This window comes from Streptococcus oralis subsp. dentisani (assembly GCF_002096685.1).
Taxonomy (GTDB): domain Bacteria; phylum Bacillota; class Bacilli; order Lactobacillales; family Streptococcaceae; genus Streptococcus; species Streptococcus oralis_AD.
The window spans coordinates 74,650-95,342 of sequence record NZ_NCVA01000040.1; the positions used below are offsets into that span (position 1 = coordinate 74,650).

Genomic DNA, 20,693 nt, shown 5'->3' on the forward strand with positions numbered 1-20,693 from the left:
AAAAATTGATGAACAAGAAAGCGCTTTATTTTATATACTAGTTACTGTAAAGAGGAACCACCTCAAGATTTTATCAGGAGGACAGCACATGTCACAAGAAAAATACATCATGGCTATTGACCAAGGAACGACCAGTTCTCGTGCCATCATTTTTAACAAAAAAGGAGAAAAGGTCAGCTCTAGTCAAAAAGAGTTCACTCAGATTTTCCCTCAAGCAGGTTGGGTAGAACACAATGCCAATGAAATTTGGAACTCTGTTCAGTCAGTTATCGCGGGTGCTTTCATCGAAAGTGGTGTGAAACCAAGTCAAATCAAGGCCATCGGGATTACCAACCAGCGTGAAACAACTGTCGTCTGGGATAAGAAAACAGGGCTCCCTATCTACAACGCGATTGTTTGGCAGTCTCGTCAGACTGCTCCTCTGGCTGAACAGCTGAAAAGCCAAGGTTATGTGGAAAAATTTCATGAAAAGACTGGTTTGATCATTGATGCTTACTTCTCTGCGACTAAGGTTCGTTGGATTTTGGACCATGTAGAAGGAGCTCAAGAGCGAGCTGAAAAAGGAGAATTGCTCTTTGGTACCATTGATACTTGGTTGGTTTGGAAATTGACTGATGGTGCGGCTCACGTGACCGACTACTCCAATGCGGCTCGTACCATGCTCTATAACATTAAAGAACTCAAATGGGATGATGAGATTTTGGAAATTCTTAACATTCCTAAGGCCATGCTTCCAGAAGTTCGTTCTAACTCTGAAATCTATGGAAAGACTGCTCCATTCCATTTCTATGGTGGAGAAGTGCCAATCTCAGGTATGGCTGGGGACCAACAGGCAGCCCTCTTCGGTCAGTTGGCTTTTGAACCAGGTATGGTCAAAAATACTTATGGAACAGGTTCTTTCATCATTATGAACACTGGTGAAGAGATGCAGTTGTCTGAAAATAACCTCTTGACAACGATTGGTTATGGAATCAACGGCAAGGTTTACTATGCTTTGGAGGGTTCTATCTTCATCGCAGGAAGTGCCATTCAGTGGCTTCGTGATGGACTTCGCATGGTTGAAAATTCACCAGAGTCTGAAAAATATGCTCTCAATTCTCACAACAATGACGAAGTTTATGTCGTACCTGCCTTTACAGGTCTAGGGGCTCCATACTGGAACCAAAATGCTCGTGGTTCGGTCTTTGGCTTAACTCGTGGAACAAGCAAAGAAGACTTTATCAAGGCAACCTTGCAATCTATCGCTTATCAAGTGCGTGACATCATTGATACGATGCAAGTGGATGCTCAGACAGCTATCCAAGTCTTGAAAGTAGATGGTGGTGCAGCTATGAATAACTTCCTCATGCAGTTCCAAGCTGACATCTTGGGAATCGACATCGCACGCGCCAAAAACTTGGAAACAACTGCCCTAGGAGCAGCCTTCCTAGCTGGTTTGTCAGTAGGCTACTGGAAAGACTTGGATGAGTTGAAACTCTTAAATGAGACTGGAGAACTCTTTGAGCCATCCATGAACGAATCGCGCAAGGAACAACTCTACAAGGGCTGGAAGAAGGCTGTGAAAGCAACGCAAGTCTTTGCGGAAATCGATGACTAATACTCAATGAAAATCAAAGAGCAAACTAGGAAGCTCGCCGCAGGTTGCTCAAAGCACTGCTTTGAGGTTATAGATAAGACTGACGAAGTCAGTAACCATACATTCGGTAAGGCGACGCTGACGTGGTTTGAAGAGATTTTCGAAGAGTATAATGCTGGAAGAATAAAGCGACACAGTTAGAAAGTGTGTAAATATGGAATTTTCAAAGAAAACACGTGAATTATCAATTAAAAAAATGCAGGAACGTACCCTAGACCTCTTGATTATTGGTGGAGGGATAACAGGAGCTGGTGTAGCCTTGCAGGCGGCCGCTAGTGGTCTTGACACTGGATTGATTGAAATGCAGGACTTCGCAGAAGGAACATCTAGCCGTTCAACAAAATTGGTCCACGGAGGTCTGCGTTACCTCAAGCAATTTGACGTGGAGGTGGTCTCAGATACAGTTTCTGAGCGTGCGGTGGTTCAACAAATCGCCCCACACATTCCAAAACCAGACCCAATGCTCTTGCCAGTTTACGATGAGGATGGAGCGACCTTTAGCCTCTTCCGTCTCAAAGTAGCCATGGACTTGTACGACCTTTTGGCAGGTGTTAGCAATACGCCAGCTGCTAACAAGGTCTTGAGCAAGGATCAAGTCTTGGAACGTCAACCAAACTTGAAGAAAGAAGGTTTGGTAGGAGGTGGAGTTTACCTTGACTTCCGTAACAACGATGCGCGTCTCGTAATTGAAAACATCAAACGTGCCAACCAAGACGGTGCCCTCATTGCCAACCACGTTAAGGCAGAAGGCTTCCTCTTTGACGAAAGCGGCAAGATTACAGGTGTTGTAGCTCGTGATTTGTTGACAGACCAAGTCTTTGAAATTAAGGCTCGTCTGGCTATCAACACGACAGGTCCTTGGAGCGACAAGGTTCGTAATTTGTCTAATAAGGGTACGCAATTCTCACAAATGAGACCAACTAAGGGAGTTCACTTGGTAGTGGATTCAAGCAAGATCAAGGTTTCACAGCCGGTTTACTTTGACACAGGTTTGGGAGACGGGCGTATGGTCTTTGTTCTCCCACGTGAAAACAAGACTTACTTTGGTACAACGGATACAGACTACACAGGCGATTTGGAACATCCAAAAGTGACTCAGGAAGATGTAGATTATCTACTTGGTATTGTCAACAACCGCTTCCCAGAAGCAAACATTACCATTGATGATATCGAAAGCAGCTGGGCTGGTCTTCGTCCATTGATTGCAGGTAATAGCGCTTCTGACTACAATGGAGGAAATAACGGAGCCATTAGCGATGAGAGCTTCAATAGCTTGATTGCGACTGTCGAAGCTTATCTCTCGAAAGAAAAAACGCGTGAAGATGTTGAATCTGCTGTCAGCAAGCTTGAAAGCAGCACATCTGAGAAACATTTGGATCCATCTGCAGTTTCTCGTGGTTCGAGTTTGGACCGTGATGATAATGGCTTGTTGACCCTTGCTGGTGGTAAAATCACAGACTACCGTAAGATGGCTGAAGGAGCTATGGAGCGTGTGGTTGACATCCTCAAAGTCGAATTTGACCGCAGCTTTAAACTGATCAACTCGAAGACTTATCCTGTTTCAGGTGGAGAATTGAACCCAGCAAATGTGGACTCAGAAATTGAAGCCTTTGCTCAACTTGGAGTGTCACGTGGTTTGGATAGCAAGGAAGCCCAGTATCTCGCAAATCTTTACGGTTCAAATGCACCGAAGGTCTTTGCCCTTGCTCACAGCTTGGAACAAGCGCCAGGACTCAGCTTGGCAGATACCTTGTCCCTTCACTATGCAATGCGTAATGAGTTGGCTCTAAGCCCAGTTGACTTCCTCCTTCGTCGTACTAACCACATGCTCTTTATGCGTGATAGTTTAGATAGCATCGTTGAGCCAGTTCTGGATGAAATGGGACGATTTTATGATTGGACCGAAGAAGAAAAAGTAGCCTACCGTGCGGATGTTGAAGCAGCCCTTGCTAACAACGATCTAGCGGCATTGAAAAATTAAGAAAAACTAGAAGAGAGGGAGACAAGCCTTCCTTGCCTTCTCTCTCCTTCTTTTAAATGGAGACAAAGATATGATGAAAGAATTATTTGGAGAATTTTTGGGGACCTTAATCCTTATCCTCCTAGGAAATGGTGTTGTTGCAGGTGTGGTTCTTCCCAAAACTAAGAGTAACAATTCAGGATGGATTGTCATCACTATGGGATGGGGAATTGCTGTAGCCGTTGCGGCCTTTGTATCTGGCACGCTCAGTCCGGCCCACCTAAATCCAGCTGTGACGTTTGCGATGGCCTTAAAAGGAACGCTCTCTTGGGGTTCAGTTTTCCCTTATATCCTAGCCCAATTCGCAGGAGCGATGGTGGCTCAGATTTTGGTTTGGTTGCAATTCAAACCACATTATGAGGCAGAAGAAAATGCAGGAAATATCCTAGCGACCTTTAGTACTGGACCAGCCATCAAGGACACAGTATCGAACTTGGTTAGCGAAATCCTTGGTACCTTTGTTTTGCTCTTGACAATCTTTGCCTTGGGACTCTATGACCTTCAAGCAGGTTTAGGGACCTTTGCAGTGGGAACCTTGATTGTCGGCATCGGTCTTTCACTAGGTGGGACAACTGGTTATGCCTTGAACCCAGCTCGTGACCTTGGTCCTCGCATCATGCACAGCATCTTACCAATTCCAAACAAGGGAGACGGAGACTGGTCTTATGCTTGGATTCCTGTTGTGGGGCCTGTTGTTGGTGCGGCCCTAGCAGTTCTCGTATTTTCACTTTTCTAAGATAAAAGAGTTATTGGCAACAGAGTTTGAGATGGAAATCTCAGGCTCTTTTTTGATGGCCAAAACATTAATATTTTAACTTATCTTAAAATAAGCTAAAACGAACTTTTAAGTTATGGTAAACAGTTGAAAAAAAGGTTGATAAAATGGTAAAATGTTAGGAAGATAAGATAGTAAATGCATAGTTGCATAGCTTTTTTGAAAAATCATAGAAAATTGAACACACTAACTATGGGAAAACACAGAAAATTGTATATGTTTTTGGGACAGACCGTCCTATATTTTGTAATCTTACTTGGTTTGCTTTATTTTTTTAGTTACCTTGGTCAGAGTCAAGGAACCTTTATTTATAATGAGTTCTAGTTTAAAGGAGAAGAAGAACTGTGTCTAATAAACCGATAAAAGATATGATTGAAACGATTGAGCACTTTGCTCAGACACATTCAAGCTACCCTGTTTACAACGTTTTGGGGCAAGAGCATACTTATGGAGATTTGAAGGTTGATTCGGATAGTTTGGCTGCAGCTATAGACCAACTAGGCTTGCCTGAGAAATCTCCAGTCGTCGTTTTTGGTGGTCAGGAATATGAGATGTTGGCTACCTTTGTAGCGCTGACTAAGTCGGGTCATGCCTATATTCCCATTGACAGCCATTCGGCTTTGGAACGAGTTTCTGCTATCGTAGGAGTTGCAGAGCCAAGCTTGATTATTGCCATCTCGGATTTTCCATTAGAGCAAACTAGCACACCGATGCTGAATTTAGAGCAAGTTCAAGAAGCTTTTGCTCAAGCTTCTAGCTATGAGATCACGCATCCAGTCAAGGGAGATGATAACTACTACATCATCTTTACTTCTGGTACGACTGGTAAGCCAAAGGGAGTGCAGATTTCCCATGACAATCTCCTCAGTTTTACCAACTGGATGATTACAGACAAAGAATTTGCGACGCCAAGTCGTCCGCAAATGCTGGCTCAGCCCCCTTATTCTTTTGACCTATCTGTCATGTACTGGGCGCCAACCTTGGCACTAGGTGGTACGCTTTTCGCTCTTCCTTCAGCCATTACTCAGGACTTCAAGCAACTCTTTGCAACTATCTTTTCACTACCAATCGCTATCTGGACCTCAACGCCTTCCTTTGCAGATATGGCCATGTTATCAGAAGACTTTAACAGTGAGAAAATGCCTGGAATCACGCATTTCTACTTTGATGGTGAAGAATTGACGGTCAAAACAGCTCAAAAACTGCGTGAGCGATTCCCAAATGCCCGTATTATCAATGCCTACGGTCCAACAGAAGCAACAGTGGCTCTGTCAGCAGTTGCTGTGACAGACGAGATGTTGGCGACTCTCAGACGCCTTCCAATCGGCTATACCAAGGCTGATTCTCCAACCTTTATCATTGATGAGGAAGGCAATAAGCTGCCAAATGGTGAACAGGGAGAAATCATTGTTTCTGGGCCAGCTGTTTCAAAAGGCTATATGAATAATCCTGAAAAAACGGCAGAAGCTTTCTTTGAGTTCGAAGGTCTTCCGGCCTACCATACAGGGGATGTAGGAACTATGACAGATGAGGGCTTGCTTCTCTACGGTGGACGTATGGATTTCCAGATTAAGTTCAATGGTTATCGCATTGAGCTTGAAGATGTCTCTCAAAACCTCAACAAATCTCGCTATATCGAGTCGGCCGTTGCTGTCCCACGTTATAACAAGGACCACAAGGTACAAAATCTACTGGCCTATGTCATCCTAAAGGACGGTGTCCGCGAGCAGTTTGAGCGTGATATCGATATTACCAAGGCTATCAAGGAAGACCTAGCAGATATCATGATGTCTTATATGATGCCATCCAAGTTTCTCTATCGAGACAGTTTGCCACTAACGCCTAATGGTAAAATTGATATCAAGGGCTTGATCAACGAGGTAAACAGTAGATGATGGAGCTTTACAAACAGCTACCTCATTTGGAACCTTATGGCAATCTTTATTATTTTTTGTATGTGATTGCTGCGACCCTACCGATATTTATCGGACTCTTTTTCAAGAAACGTTTTGCCTGGTATGAGGTGCTGGTTAGTCTCTTCTTTATCGTCACCATGTTGGTCGGTGGAAAGACCGATCAAATAAGCACTCTTATCCTTTATGTTATCTGGCAAGTACTACTTGTATCTTTCTACAAAAGGTACAGGAAAAAGCGAGATAGTAAATGGATATTTTATCTAGTTAGCTTTTTATCCCTATTGCCTATCGTCTTTGTGAAAGTATCTCCTGCTATTCATGGCCCTCAATCTTTGTTTGGCTTTTTAGGGATTTCTTACTTAACCTTTCGTGCAGTTGGTGTTATCGTTGAGTTGAGAGACGGTGTCATCAAGGATTTAACGATTTGGCAATTCTTACGTTTTCTTCTTTTTATGCCGACTTTCTCAAGTGGTCCCATTGATCGTTTTAAACGTTTCAATGAAAATTACGAGACCATTCCTGAGCGGGATGAGCTGATGGATATGCTAGAAGAGGCTGTCAAGTATATCATGCTTGGCTTCCTCTACAAATTTATCTTGGCTCACATTTTAGGAGAGACATTATTGCCTCCGCTGAAAAATTTGGCCTTGCAGACAGGTGGTTTCTTTAACCATTATGCTCTTGCAGTTATGTATACCTTCGGTTTAGAACTGTTCTTTGACTTTGCGGGCTACTCTATGTTTGCCTTAGCCATTTCAAACTTGATGGGTATTCATAGTCCTATCAACTTTAACAAGCCCTTTTTGTCAAGGGATTTAAAAGAGTTTTGGAATCGCTGGCACATGAGTCTGTCTTTCTGGTTCCGTGACTTTGTCTTTATGCGGATGGTTATGGTGTTGACCAGAAAGAAGGTCTTTAAAAATCGTAACGTGACCTCAAGTGTAGCCTACATTCTCAATATGCTGATTATGGGATTTTGGCATGGTGTGACCTGGTACTACATCGCCTATGGACTTTTCCATGGGATTGGGCTGGTCATCAATGACGCTTGGGTTCGTAAGAAAAAAGCGCTCAATAAAGAACGGAAAAAGGCTGGAAAGGGTTCTTTACCTGAGAATCGCTGGATTCAGTTGCTTGGCATGGTTGTCACCTTCCATGTCGTGATGGTTTCATTCTTAATCTTTTCGGGATTTTTGAATGATTTATGGTTTAAAAAATAAAAGGATATAAAAAATGGATATCAAATCAGAAGTTATTGAAATTATTGATGAGTTATTTATGGAAGATGTTTCTGACATGATGGATGAAGATCTTTTTGATGCTGGTGTCTTGGATAGCATGGGAACGGTTGAATTGATTGTTGAGATTGAAAACCGTTTTGACATTCGTGTTCCAGTGACGGAATTCGGTCGTGATGACTGGAATACGGCTAATAAAATCGTAGAAGGCATTACGGAGTTGAAGAATGCTTAAACGCTTGTGGCTGATTTTCGGGCCTATCTTCATTGCTGGATTATTGGTTCTTCTGCTCATCTTTTTTTATCCAAGTACAACAAGCCATAATCTGACGGAGGAGAAGTACTCTGCTGCTTCCATCAGTAGGGAAAGTTTTAAAGAGAGAAGCCAAAAAGTGAGGGCGCTTACGGATCCCAATATGCGTTTTGTCCCTTTTTTAGGGTCAAGTGAATGGATTCGATTTGATAGTGTCCATCCAGCTGTTTTAGCAGAAAAATACAATCGTCCCTACCGCCCTTATTTTCTAGGTCAGGCAGGAGCGGCCTCGCTTAACCAATATTTCGGTTTGCAACAGATTCTGCCAGAGATTGAGGAAAAGCAGGCGGTGTTTGTCATCTCTCCTCAGTGGTTTACAGAGACAGATTACGAACCCGCAGCGTTTCAGAGATTCTTTAATAGCGATCAGTTGACAGCTTTTTTGGAAAATCAATCTGGGGACATTTCGGCTAAGCATGCTGCGACGCGTTTGTTGAAGCAGAATCCGAGTGTGGCCTTGAAAGGCATCCTTCAAAAGCTTTCAAAAGGAGAGGAATTGTCAGATGCTGATCGACTTATCATCAACCTCTTTGCACGATTCAATGAAAAGCAGTCCTCTCTTTTTGGTCAATTTTCCATTCGGGGGAAACTCAAGTACAAGGAACATGTGGAAAACTATTTAAAAGATCTTCCTGATCAGTTTTCCTATGATGCTTTAGAAGAAATTGCCCGTAAGGATGCAGAGGCAAATACGACCAATAACGATATGGGGATGGAGAATCATTTCTACACGTATGAGGTCAAAAAAGATTTAAAAAAATGGGAAGGGTATCAAAAAAATTATAACTTCCTAAAGTCGTCTGAATACAATGATTTGCAGCTGGTTCTCAATCAATTTGCTAAATCAAAAGTCAATGTGCTCTTTGTTATCCAGCCCGTCAACAAGAAATGGATGGAATATACAGAGCTCAGTGAAGAAATGTATCAACATGCAGTGGAGAAAATTCGTTACCAGCTAGAAAGTCAAGGCTTTACCAACATTGCTGACTTTTCAAAAAACGGAGGAGAACCTTACTTTATCAAGGATACTATCCACTTAGGTTGGTTGGGCTGGTTGGCTTTTGATAAGGTTGTGAATCCCTTCTTGACGGATCCAAAACCAGCCCCAGACTACAAGATGAATGACCGTTTCTTTAGTAAGGACTGGGCGACCTATGATGGAAATATCAAAGATTTCCAATAAATCGATTAAAAAAACTTGAACTTTTTGTTCAGGTTTTTTTGGTTAAATAGCGAATATTTTAGATGAAAACAAGTCAAAAGTTTCATTTTTTATAGAAATATCGTATAATATAAAGGAAAAAAGAAAAAGAAAAGGATTTCAAAATGAATAAACGTTCTTTGTTACCTGTCTTGTCGACAGCTCTATTAGCCCCAGCCTTCTTAGCTGGACAAGTCTATGCTGAAGAAGCAACAACTCCTGCAGAAAGTTCAACTGTTGTAGCGACTCCAGCTCCTGTTGAGAGCCCTGCGGTACCGGAAACTTCGGCAACTTCAGAAGCAGTTGCACCTGCAGAAGCTCCGTCAGCTCCTGCTGAATCTACTAAAAGCGAAGAAAAGGATACCGTTATCTTACACACCAATGATGTCCATGGTCGTATTGTAGAGGAAAAAGGAGTAATTGGAGATGCCAAGTTAGCGACTGTCATTGAGCAGGAACGTGCGAAATCAAATCAAAATACTCTGGTTGTTGATGCGGGAGATGCTTTCCAAGGTTTACCGATTTCCAACTCTACTAAGGGTGAAGCGCGTGCTGAAATTCTCAATCAGATGCAGTATGATGCCATGGCAGTAGGAAACCATGAGTTTGACTTTGGTCTTGATGAAGTTAAAAAATACAAGGAAATCTTGAAATTCCCATTACTTAGCTCAAATACCTATGTCAATGGAGCTCGTCTTTTTGAAGCTTCTACAATCGTTGATAAAGATAAGACTGTGGAAGGTGATGAGTTTGTTGTAATCGGTGTGACAACGCCTGAAACTGCTACAAAAACCCACCCTAAAAACATTAAAGGGGTAACTTTTACAGATCCAATCTCTGAAGTCAATAAGGTCATCGAAGAAGTTCAAGCCAAGGCTCGTGCAGAAGGTAAGGACTACAAACACTATGTTGTGCTCGCTCACTTGGGTGTAGATACCACAACTCCAGTCGAGTGGCGTGGTTCAACCTTGGCAGAAGCTCTATCTAAAAATCCTCGTCTCAAAGGCAAACGTGTGACAGTTATTGATGGGCATTCTCATACAGTAGCTTCCACAACTTATGGCGACAATGTTACCTATAACCAAACAGGAAGTTACCTTCATAATGTTGGGAAGGTTATCTACAAATCACGTCAGCTTTTGGGCAATCCTACGTTGATTGCAGCTGCTGATGCTAAAAAATTACCAGCTAATCCTACAGTTGAAAAACTAGTCAAAGACATTAAACAAAAATACGACGCTGAAAATGCAGTTGAGATTGTCTCAAACAGCCCTGTAGAACTAAATGGTGATCGTGAAAATGTTCGGGTCCGTGAAACCAACCTCGGAAACGTCGTAGCAGACTCTCTCTATCAGTATGGTCAAACAGGATTTAGCCATCCGACAGACATCGCTGTGACAAATGGTGGTGGCTTGCGTGAGACCATTGCAAAAGGGAAACCAATCACTAAAGGAAATGTCATTGCTGTTCTTCCATTTGGAAATACCATTTCACAAATCCAAGTGACGGGGCAACAAGTCTTAGATATGTTTGAAAAATCACTCGGATCTATCTTGCAGGTCGATAAGGATGGCAAGAAGGTTTTGGATGAGAACGGACAACCATTGCTAGAACCAAGTGGTGGCTTCTTGCAAGTTTCAGGTGTGAAGGTCTACTATGATACCAACCTACCATCAGGTAAACGTGTCTTGGCCATCCAGGCCAAAAACCGTACAACTGGTCGTTATGATCTCCTAGACCTCGCAAAAACCTACTATCTTGCAACCAATGATTTCCTAGCTGCAGGTGGCGATGGCTACACGATGTTAGGTGGTGCGCGAGAAGAGGGTCCTTCTATGGATGCGGCCTTTGAAGAGTATCTGAAAACAGCTGATTTGACTCAGTATGAAAAGATCAATCCGAACTCACGGACGATTTCTGTGGATTCTAAAAACTTTAGTCTGCCAGTAGAAACACCTCAAACGAATACAGCTGCTAGCGATGCGACTACGAATGTACCACTTACTTATGAGGTGGCAGGTCAATTTAGCAAGAAGGCAGTTGTCTCAGAAAAAGCTCTCCCAAATACAGGAAGTGAACAATCCATCTTCTTACTCTTGATGGGAATGGTAGCTGGTTTGGCAGGTATCTTATCGAGTCGAAAACCAAAGCAAAAATAGGTTAAATTTCACATCTAGAAGAGTCTAGGGAAACGTTTTTACGCCTTTTTCCCTTGACTCTTTTTTGGTTTATGATATAATTAACCAGTAAAGAATCGGTGGCTATCTATGTTTTTTTACTAAAAGATAGCTAGGGAAGGAGTAACACATGAGACAGCTTGCACAGGAAATCGATAACTTTTTAAACGAGGTGATCTTGAGATCTGAGAACCAGCATGAAATTCTGATTGGGCATTGCACAAGTGACGTAGCCTTGACCAATACTCAGGAACACATCCTCATGCTCCTGTCAGAAGAATCCTTAACCAACTCGGAGTTGGCTCGTCGTCTCAATGTCAGTCAGGCGGCAGTGACCAAGGCTATCAAGTCTTTGGTCAAAGAGGGTATGTTAGAGACATCCAGAGATCCAAAGGATGCGCGTGTGATTTTTTACCAACTGACAGAACTGGCTCGACCAGTGGCAGAGGAACACCACCATCATCATGAACACACGCTCTTAGCCTATGAACAAGTGGCAAGTCAGTTTACTCCAAATGAACAAGAAGTGATTCAGCGGTTTTTAACTGCTTTAGTAGGAGAAATCAAATAATGCGGTATATTACAGTAGAGGACTTGTCTTTCTATTATGACAAAGAGCCTGTCCTCGAGCACATCAACTATAGTGTTGATAGTGGGGAGTTTGTTACCCTGACTGGTGAAAATGGAGCTGCCAAGACGACGCTGATTAAGGCTAGTCTAGGCATCTTGCAGCCAAGATTTGGCAAGGTAACCATCTCAAAAACAAATACTCATGGGAAAAAGCTTAGGATAGCTTATCTTCCCCAGCAAATTGCCAGTTTTAATGCTGGCTTTCCAAGTACAGTTTATGAATTTGTCAAGTCGGGTCGCTATCCGCGAAAGGGTTGGTTTCGTCGTTTGAACGCCCATGATGAGGAGCATATCAAGGCCAGTCTAGACTCGGTTGGTATGTGGGAACATCGTGACAAACGAATTGGTTCCCTTTCGGGAGGGCAAAAGCAACGAGCAGTGATTGCCCGGATGTTTGCTTCTGACCCAGATATTTTTGTCTTGGATGAGCCGACGACAGGGATGGATGCGGGAAGCAAAAATGAATTTTACGAACTCATGCACCATAGTGCCCACCATCATGGCAAGGCTGTTTTGATGATTACCCATGATCCTGAGGAGGTTAAGGACTATGCGGATCGCAATATCCATCTAGTGCGCAATCAAGACTCGCCGTGGCGTTGTTTCAATGTTCACGAAAGCGACCAGGAGGTGGAACATGCTTAGTTTGTTATCTTATGATTTCATGCAGCGTGCCTTCTTGGCGGTCATTGCCATGAGTCTTTTTTCTCCAGTTCTTGGGACCTTCCTTATCTTACGTCGTCAGAGTTTGATGAGTGATACCCTCAGTCACGTTTCTCTGTCAGGGGTAGCCTTTGGTCTGGTTTTGGGAATTTCTCCAACTATTTCAACCATTGCTATCGTCTTGATCGCAGCGGTCTTTCTAGAGTATCTCCGGACAGTCTATAAGAACTTTATGGAAATCGGAACAGCTATCCTCATGTCAACAGGACTTGCAGTGTCTCTTATCGTGATGAGTAAGGGCAAAAGTTCTAGTTCCATGAGTTTGGACCAATATCTCTTTGGGTCTATTGTGACTATTAGCCAGGAGCAGGTGATGTTCCTCTTTGCCATTGCTGTGGTCGTTTTACTCTTGACTTTCTTGTTCTTGCGACCAATGTATATCCTGACTTTTGATGAGGACACGGCCTTTGTGGATGGCTTGCCAGTTCGTACCATGTCTATCCTCTTTAACATGGTGACAGGGGTGGCGATTGCCCTTATGATTCCAGCAGCAGGAGCCCTTTTGGTGTCGACCATTATGGTCTTACCGGCTAGTATTGCCCTGCGTCTGGGGAAAAACTTCAAATCCGTTATGTTGCTAGCCAGTGCTATAGGCTTTTTGGGAATGGTGGCAGGTCTCTATATTTCCTACTATGCGGAAACCCCTGCCAGCGCTAGTATTACCATTATCTTTGTAGCTGTCTTTTTGTTAGTCAGTCTACTGAAACGTTTTATCAAATAGGAGAATGAAATGAAAAAACTGAGCTTACTACTAGCTAGTCTATGTGCCTTGTTTTTAGTGGCTTGTTCCAATCAAAAGCAGGCAGATGGGAAGCTAAATATCGTGACAACCTTTTACCCTGTCTACGAATTTACCAAGCAAGTCGCAGGAGATACTGCTAATGTAGAACTTCTAATCGGTGCTGGTACAGAACCCCATGAGTATGAACCGTCTGCCAAGGCAGTTGCCAAAATCCAAGACGCAGATACCTTTGTCTATGAAAATGAAAATATGGAAACTTGGGTTCCTAAATTGCTAGATACTTTGGATAAGAAAAAAGTGAAAACCATCAAGGCGACAGGTGATATGCTCCTCTTGCCAGGTGGTGAGGAAGAAGAGGAAGGGCATGATCATGGCGGTGAGGGTCACCATCACGACTACGATCCCCATGTTTGGCTTTCACCAGCACGCGCCATCAAACTGGTAGAGCATATCCGTGACAGCTTGTCAGCAGATTATCCTGATAAAAAAGAGACTTTTGAAAAGAATACGGCTGCCTATATCGAAAAATTGCAAGCATTGGACAAGGCTTATGCAGAAGGCTTGTCTCAAGCTAAACAAAAGAGCTTCGTAACGCAACACGCTGCCTTTAACTACCTTGCCTTGGACTACGGTCTCAAGCAAGTATCCATCTCAGGTCTCTCACCAGATGCAGAACCATCAGCAGCACGTTTGGCAGAATTGACAGAGTATATCAAGAAAAACAAGATTTCTTATATCTACTTTGAAGAAAATGCCTCACAAGCCCTAGCCAATACACTCTCAAAAGAGGCAGGTGTCAAAACAGATGTCCTCAATCCTTTAGAAAGTCTGACAGAAGAGGACACCAAGGCGGGAGAAAATTACATCTCTATCATGGAGAAAAACCTCAAGGCTTTGAAACAAACAACAGACCAAGAAGGACCAGAAATCGAGCCCGAGAAGGAAGAAAATACCAAGACAGTTCAAAATGGTTACTTTGAGGATGCAGATGTCAAAGACCGCACCTTGAGTGACTATACTGGTAACTGGCAGTCAGTCTATCCTTTCCTTGAAGATGGGACCTTTGATCAAGTCTTTGACTACAAGGCTAAGTTGACTGGCAAGATGACCAAGGATGAGTACAAGGCCTACTATAGAAAAGGCTATCAGACAGATGTGACCAAAATCAACATCACGGACAACACTATGGAATTTGTTCAAGGTGGCCAAAGCAAGAAATTCACCTATAAGTATGTCGGCAAGAAAATCTTGACTTATAAGAAAGGCAATCGTGGTGTGCGCTTCCTCTTTGAAGCGACAGATGCGGATGCTGGACAGTTCAAGTATGTTCAGTTTAGTGACCACAATATCGCCCCAGTTAAGGCAGAACATTTCCATATCTTCTTTGGAGGTACTAGCCAAGAAGCCCTCTTTGAAGAGATGGATAACTGGCCAACCTACTACCCAGATAACCTATCTGGTCAAGAAATCGCCCAAGAAATGTTGGCGCATTGATGCAAGAGAAAATCCCGCAATCTGCGGGATTTTTTGCTAGAAACGATTATCCGAGTAGATTGTGGGCGCAATAGTACTACAGCTGTACTGTTCACAATGTGATAAAGTTCATTTTCTACTGACTGATTCTAACTAGCTGGCGAATGCAAAAGCGCTACGATTGTACAAATTATAGAATCTTTTCAGGAGATTTAGGAAGGCATCTTAGCCATATTGACGCTGCTATCGCTTTTTGTTATAGTCAAAGAGAGAGCAGTTTGGAACAATAGTTTATTCACAGTCTGTGGATAAGTCTTGGAGGAAATGACATAAAACTCAGGGTGTTGAAGTATCCTGATAATAGTTCCGTATATTAGTGACTTGCTAGAGAGCTAGTAGAAACCCTAGTACAGAGCTATTTGGCAAAGGTCTGTTTAGAGGAATAGGTCCAAAGTCTAAGAGCTGGATTCTGGAGAAACTAGTTTTTAGGTATGCTTTCTTATCCACAAGTTGTGGATAACTTTGTGAACAAGAGAAAGAGATACGAGATGATGACGAACATAAAACCACATGGACCATTACCAAGTCAGGCCCAGCTAGCTTATTTAGAGGATGAACTAGCTGCCTTTATCCATTTTGGCCCCAATACCTTTTATGACCAAGAATGGGGAAGTGGGCAAGAGGATCCCAAGCGTTTTAACCCGACCAAGTTAGATGCGCGTGAATGGGTTCGGGTACTCAAAGAAACGGGTTTTAAAAAGCTGATTTTGGTGGTTAAGCACCACGATGGTTTTATCCTCTACCCGACAGCCCATACAGATTATTCGGTCAAGGCTAGCCCTTGGAGGGATGGAAAGGGGGACTTGCTCCTTGAGGTTTCCAAAGCTGTAACTGAGTTTGACATGGATATGGGAGTGTATTTGTCTCCTTGGGATGCTCACAGTCCCCTCTATCACGTGGACCGAGAAGCGGACTACAATGCCTATTATCTGGCTCAATTGAAGGAAATCTTATCAAATCCTGCCTATGGGAATGCTGGTAAGTTCGCTGAGGTTTGGATGGATGGTGCTAGAGGGGAAGGGGCCCAGCAGGTCAACTATGAGTTTGAGACTTGGTTTGAAACCATTCGTGACTTGCAGGGCGATTGTTTGATTTTCTCAACAGAGGGAACTAGTATTCGCTGGATTGGCAATGAACGAGGCTATGCAGGGGATTCCTTGTGGCAAAAAGTCAAGCCAGACCAGTTGGGGACAGAGGCGGAATTAGATTATCTACAGCACGGAGACCCCTCTGGGACGCTATTTTCAATCGGTGAGGCAGATGTTTCTCTTCGCCCGGGCTGGTTTTACCATGAGGATCAGGATCCTAAGTCTCTGGAGGAGTTGGTCGAAATCTACTTTCACTCGGTAGGGTGGGGAACTCCACTCTTGCTTAATATCCCACCGAACCAAGATGGCCTCTTTGATGAAAAGGATATCCAGCGTCTCTATGAATTTGCTGCCTACCGTGACGAGCTATATAAAGAAGATTTGGCTTTGGGAGCCACGGTATCTGGCCCTGCTCTATCACCAGACTATGCCTGTCATCATCTGACAGATGGGCTAGAGACCAGTTCATGGGCAAGTGATGCAGAGTTGCCAATCCAATTAGAGCTTGATTTAGGTGCACCTAAAGCTTTTGATGTGATTGAGTTAAGAGAAGATTTGAATTTGGGGCAACGCATCGCTGCTTTCCGTGTTCAGGTAGAGTTGGATGGTGTCTGGCAGGAGTTTGAATCCGGCTATACTGTTGGCTATAAACGCCTTTTGCGAGGATCCATGGTAGAGGCTCAGAAGGTGCGTGTGATCATTACAGAGGCACAGGCTTTGCCTTTGTTGACCAAGATTTCACTCTATAAAACACCTACCTTGTCGAAAAAAGAAGCTGTTCAACAGTTAGAGTTTTCAGAAAAAAGTCTAGTTGTGACCAAGGGAGAAAATGTCCACTTTACAGTGAAGCGAAGAGAATCTAGCAGTCCTTTAGAAGCTAAGATTTCGATTCAACCAGGGACGGGTGTGCATGGTGTTGCTTATCGGGACGAGATTCAAGTCCTTGCGTTTCAAGTTGGCGAGACTGAAAAAAGGCTGACGCTACCAACCTTGTATTTTGCAGGCGATAAAAACTTAGATTTTTATCTAAATCTGACGGTAGATAGGCAGCTGGTTGACCAGCTTCAGGTCCAAGTTTCATAAAAGAAGAACCTTTGCGCGATGCAAAGGTTCTTTTGGTTAGGAGTGATTTGGTAGCCAGCTGAGGGTGAAGGTCAGTTGCTCAGCTTTCAAGAGGTCTTGGTGTTGAATGCTAGATACAGGAGCCTTGTCCAATCGGCATTCTTTGACAAAGTTGAAATGGCTGTGGTTTTGCTCGGCATGGATATCCAGCCATTTATTTTCCTTGGCTAGGTAGATACGGAGGTGGTCAAAGAGAGGAATTCCGAGATCGTAACTTGGCTTGCCCGGACAGATCGGGTAGAATCCAAGAGCTGACCAGATGTACCAAGCAGAGAGACTGCCATTGTCCTCATCGCCAGGATAGGCTTCCCAGCTGGGGTGAAAGGCTTTCTGACGCAAGGTTTTGATGAGTAGAGCAGTGTAGTCAGGGTAGTCGCTGTAGCGGAAGAGATAAGGGATGTGGAAGCTCGGTTGGTTGGAAATGGCGATTTGCCCAAAAGGAGCGGTAGCCATCTCGCTCATCTCGTGAATCTCGTAACCATAGCCGGTGGTTTCAAAGAGAGGAGCGTCCTGACAGGCTTTCAAAAGATAGTGGCTGAAGGCTTCTTTTCCACCCATGAGTTGACGCAAACCTGGGATGTCGTGGAGAACGCCTAAAGTCGCTTGAATGGCAGAGCATTCGGCGTAGTCGCGTCCCCAACTATAGGGAGAGAAGTCAGGGCGGAAGTTTCCTTGACTATCTCGCGCTCGCATGTAACCTGTTTCAGCATCAAATAGATGACGGTAATTTTGAGACGCAGTTCTATATGTTTCCGCGATGTCATTCTGACCAAGCTTTTCGGCACAGCTGGCGATACAAAAATCGCTATAGGCGTAGTCAAGGGTGTGACTGACACTTTCGTGGTGGTCGGTAGAGAGGTAGCCCAGTTCTTGGTATTGGGCTAGTCCGTGGCGGCCATTGATGCCGAGAGGGTCGGACTTAGTGGCTGTTTCAAGCATGGCTTGAAGGAGTTCTTTTTCTAGGTCGGGGGCCATGTCCTTGCAGGCGCTGTCTGCGATAATGCCATCTAGCAGGGTACCAGGCATCATGCCACGTTCATCTGGAGCCAACCATTTTGGAAGGAACCCAGTATCGCGGTAGCTATTGAGGAAACCTTCTAAAAAGAGGTGATAGTGTTCCGGTATGACAAGGGCAAAGAGGGGGAAGGTGGTGCGGAAGGTATCCCAGAAGCCATTATTGCTAAAGAGGATACCGGGCTTGACAGTACCAGTAGTCAGGTCCATATGGATGGTTTGCCCTGACTCGTTCACTTCATAAAAAGTCTGTGGGAAGAGGAAGAGTCTGTAGAGGCAGTGATCAAAGAAGGTCCGGTCAGCCTCTCCTGTCTCTAGTATGTCAAAACGATGGAGGAGATTTTCCCAGTCTGCTTGGGCACTTGCTTTACAGCTATCAAAGTCCTTTTGAGGTAGATTAAGCAGAGCTTGAGAAGGCGAGATGAAAGAAGTTGCTAGCTGGATGTCAGCATGACTGCTTGCTAAGTCAATTCGCCAGTCTCCACCTTCTTGGCTGACAGCAAGAATATCCGTATTCATTTGCAGGGCAATGAACATAGTTAGTAGATTTTTGTTAGTCTCAGTTTTCCCTTCTTGTCTCAGGGCTAGAGTCCGCTTATCTACTTGCTCGACTGTCAGTTCATCTGCTGTGTGAAGATAGAGGGAGAGGGCTTTCCCTTGCTTTTGCTCCAAACGAATAGAAGCGCCGTAGCAAGTCGGTGTGAGCCGGGTTTCAATCTGATAGCGCAGAGAAAAGAGTTTCAAATAGTGAGGCTGGAAGCAAGCTTTATCTATATCATAAGAAGACTGGCGGTGAAAGAGGCTATCTCCGCCCAGTTGACCGGTGACAGGTGTCAGAAGGAGCCAAGAATATTCGCCAATCCAAGGACTGGGCTGATGGGTTAATCGAATCCCCTGAAAAATGGGCAGATGCGGATCGAAAAACCAAGATCCATCCTGGTCGCTGGTCTGGGGGACAAAATAATTCATCCCAAAAGGAACGCCTGTGTAAGGCAGGGTATTTCCCCGAGAAAAGGCATGCTTGCTAGCAGTCCCAAAGCGGGTATCGATGGTTTCAAGTAGTGGTTTCATAATCTTTCCTTTAGCTGTTTTTCTACATTATATCAGAAAAATGAGGCCTTTAGATATGGGGGTCGAAAGTAAGCAATTTTGTAGAAAAATGACTATCATTTGTGTATGTATTTTCTGTCTCAAAAACTATATACTGAACATGAAACTTGTTTGAAAGAGGAAACTGCACGATGATTTATTCAAAAGAAATTGTTAGAGAATGGCTAGATGAAGTAGCGGAGCGGACCAAGGACCATCCGGAGTGGGTGGATGTCTTCGAGCGTTGCTACACAGACACTTTGGACAATACGGTCGAGATTCTAGAAGATGGTTCAACTTTTGTCTTGACTGGGGATATTCCTGCCATGTGGCTTCGGGATTCAACGGCCCAGCTACGACCTTACCTTCATGTGGCTAAAAGAGATCCTCTCTTGCGCCAGACCATTGCAGGTTTGGTTAAACGTCAAATGACCCTGATTCTCAAGGATCCTTATGCCAACTCCTTCAACATTGAGGAAAACTGGAAGGGCCACCACGAGACTGACCACACAGAGCTTAATGGCTGGATTTGGGAACGCAAGTACGAGGTGGACTCGCTTTGTTATCCTTTGCAGCTGGCTTATCTCCTTTGGAAAGAGACTGGCGAGACCAGTCAGTTTGATGAGACTTTTGTCGCAGCGACCAAGGAAATACTTCATCTCTGGACAGTAGAGCAAGACCACAAGAACTCTCCTTATCGTTTTGTCCGCGACACAGATCGAAAAGAAGATACCTTAGTAAATGATGGCTTTGGATCTGACTTTGCAGTGACTGGTATGACCTGGTCAGCCTTTCGCCCGAGTGATGACTGCTGTCAGTATAGCTATTTGATTCCGTCCAATATGTTTGCTGTAGTTGTCTTGGGTTATGTCCAAGAAATCTTTGCAGAATTAAACTTGGCTGATAGCGAGAGTATTATCGTAGACGCTAAGCGTCTCCAGGCTGAAATCCAAGAAGGCATCGAAAACTATGCCTATACAACCAACAGCAAGGGTGAAAAGATTTACGCCTTTGAAGTGGATGGCCTAGGAAATGCTAGCATCATGGATGATCCAAACGTACCAAGTTTGTTGGCGGCGCCTTATCTAGGCTACTGCGATATTGACGATGAAGTGTATCAAGCAACTCGTCGGACCATTCTAAGTCCTGAAAATCCATACTTCTATCAAGGGAAATACGCTAGTGGTCTCGGAAGTTCTCATACCTTCTATCGCTATATCTGGCCGATTGCCCTTTCTATCCAAGGCTTGACAACAAGTGATAAGGCAGAGAAAAAATTCTTGCTCGATCAGCTGGTTGCCTGCGATGGTGGAACAGGTGTTATGCACGAAAGCTTCCACGTGGATGACCCAACGCTTTACTCACGTGAATGGTTCTCTTGGGCCAATATGATGTTCTGTGAGTTGGTCTTGGATTACTTGGATATCCGCTAATCAGTTCTTTAGTTAGATAGAAATAAAAATTTAAGTTAGAATG

Annotated in this window: 16 protein-coding genes; 15 read left to right on the forward strand and 1 reads right to left on the reverse strand. The window is 43.9% G+C overall.

Annotated features, from left to right (window positions below):
- The first annotated feature begins 88 nt into the window (after positions 1-88).
- The 14 genes from glpK (at position 89) to B7705_RS04935 (ending at position 17,075) form a co-directional block, all read left to right on the forward strand.
- On the forward strand, positions 89-1,597 hold the full coding sequence (gene glpK / locus B7705_RS04865; protein WP_000076801.1) for a glycerol kinase GlpK: 1,509 nt from the start codon (positions 89-91) through the stop codon (positions 1,595-1,597).
- 193 nt (positions 1,598-1,790) lie between these two features.
- A complete protein-coding gene (glpO, locus tag B7705_RS04875; protein WP_000395890.1) occupies positions 1,791-3,617 on the forward strand; it encodes a type 1 glycerol-3-phosphate oxidase in 1,827 nt (608 codons plus the stop codon).
- Positions 3,618-3,687: 70 nt separating this feature from the next.
- A complete protein-coding gene (locus B7705_RS04880; RefSeq protein WP_000975173.1) occupies positions 3,688-4,392 on the forward strand; it encodes an MIP/aquaporin family protein in 705 nt (234 codons plus the stop codon).
- Positions 4,393-4,623: 231 nt separating this feature from the next.
- Positions 4,624-4,755 carry a teichoic acid D-Ala incorporation-associated protein DltX gene (locus tag B7705_RS04885; protein WP_025168981.1) on the forward strand — a complete coding sequence of 44 codons (132 nt, stop codon included), beginning with the start codon at positions 4,624-4,626 and terminating at the stop codon, positions 4,753-4,755.
- A 20-nt stretch (positions 4,756-4,775) separates the two neighbouring features.
- A complete protein-coding gene (dltA, locus tag B7705_RS04890) occupies positions 4,776-6,326 on the forward strand; it encodes a D-alanine--poly(phosphoribitol) ligase subunit DltA (RefSeq protein WP_004246545.1) in 1,551 nt (516 codons plus the stop codon).
- On the forward strand, positions 6,323-7,567 hold the full coding sequence (dltB, locus tag B7705_RS04895) for a D-alanyl-lipoteichoic acid biosynthesis protein DltB (protein ID WP_084948234.1): 1,245 nt from the start codon (positions 6,323-6,325) through the stop codon (positions 7,565-7,567). The genes dltA and dltB overlap by 4 nt, the downstream gene beginning before the upstream one ends.
- Before the next feature lie 13 nt (positions 7,568-7,580).
- Positions 7,581-7,820, forward strand: a complete 240-nt coding sequence (gene dltC, locus B7705_RS04900) for a D-alanine--poly(phosphoribitol) ligase subunit DltC (RefSeq protein WP_000351972.1) — start codon at positions 7,581-7,583, stop codon at positions 7,818-7,820.
- Positions 7,813-9,081, forward strand: coding sequence for a D-alanyl-lipoteichoic acid biosynthesis protein DltD (gene dltD, locus B7705_RS04905; RefSeq protein WP_084948236.1), 1,269 nt, complete (start codon positions 7,813-7,815; stop codon positions 9,079-9,081). The genes dltC and dltD overlap by 8 nt, the downstream gene beginning before the upstream one ends.
- Before the next feature lie 143 nt (positions 9,082-9,224).
- Complete coding sequence (nt5e, locus tag B7705_RS04910) at positions 9,225-11,258, forward strand: cell surface ecto-5'-nucleotidase Nt5e (RefSeq protein WP_084948238.1); 2,034 nt, start codon at positions 9,225-9,227, stop codon at positions 11,256-11,258.
- A 148-nt stretch (positions 11,259-11,406) separates the two neighbouring features.
- Positions 11,407-11,847, forward strand: coding sequence for a zinc-dependent transcriptional regulator AdcR (gene adcR, locus B7705_RS04915; protein WP_001249328.1), 441 nt, complete (start codon positions 11,407-11,409; stop codon positions 11,845-11,847).
- Positions 11,847-12,551, forward strand: coding sequence for a metal ABC transporter ATP-binding protein (locus B7705_RS04920; protein WP_001269483.1), 705 nt, complete (start codon positions 11,847-11,849; stop codon positions 12,549-12,551). Before adcR ends, B7705_RS04920 begins: the two co-directional genes overlap by 1 nt.
- Positions 12,544-13,350, forward strand: a complete 807-nt coding sequence (locus B7705_RS04925; RefSeq protein ID WP_000950028.1) for a metal ABC transporter permease — start codon at positions 12,544-12,546, stop codon at positions 13,348-13,350. Before B7705_RS04920 ends, B7705_RS04925 begins: the two co-directional genes overlap by 8 nt.
- 9 nt (positions 13,351-13,359) lie before the next feature.
- Positions 13,360-14,865, forward strand: a complete 1,506-nt coding sequence (gene adcA, locus B7705_RS04930) for a zinc ABC transporter substrate-binding lipoprotein AdcA (protein WP_084948239.1) — start codon at positions 13,360-13,362, stop codon at positions 14,863-14,865.
- Positions 14,866-15,395: 530 nt separating this feature from the next.
- Positions 15,396-17,075, forward strand: coding sequence for an alpha-L-fucosidase (locus tag B7705_RS04935; RefSeq protein ID WP_162284880.1), 1,680 nt, complete (start codon positions 15,396-15,398; stop codon positions 17,073-17,075).
- A gap of 36 nt (positions 17,076-17,111) precedes the next feature.
- On the opposite strand, the gene B7705_RS04940 is transcribed toward B7705_RS04935, so the two are convergent.
- Positions 17,112-19,199, reverse strand: coding sequence for a GH92 family glycosyl hydrolase (locus B7705_RS04940; protein WP_084948243.1), 2,088 nt, complete (start codon positions 19,197-19,199; stop codon positions 17,112-17,114).
- 170 nt (positions 19,200-19,369) lie between these two features.
- Here B7705_RS04940 and B7705_RS04945 point away from each other — a divergent pair, with 170 nt between their 5' ends.
- Positions 19,370-20,650, forward strand: coding sequence for a glycoside hydrolase family 125 protein (locus B7705_RS04945; RefSeq protein ID WP_084948245.1), 1,281 nt, complete (start codon positions 19,370-19,372; stop codon positions 20,648-20,650).
- The last annotated feature ends 43 nt before the right edge of the window (positions 20,651-20,693 follow it).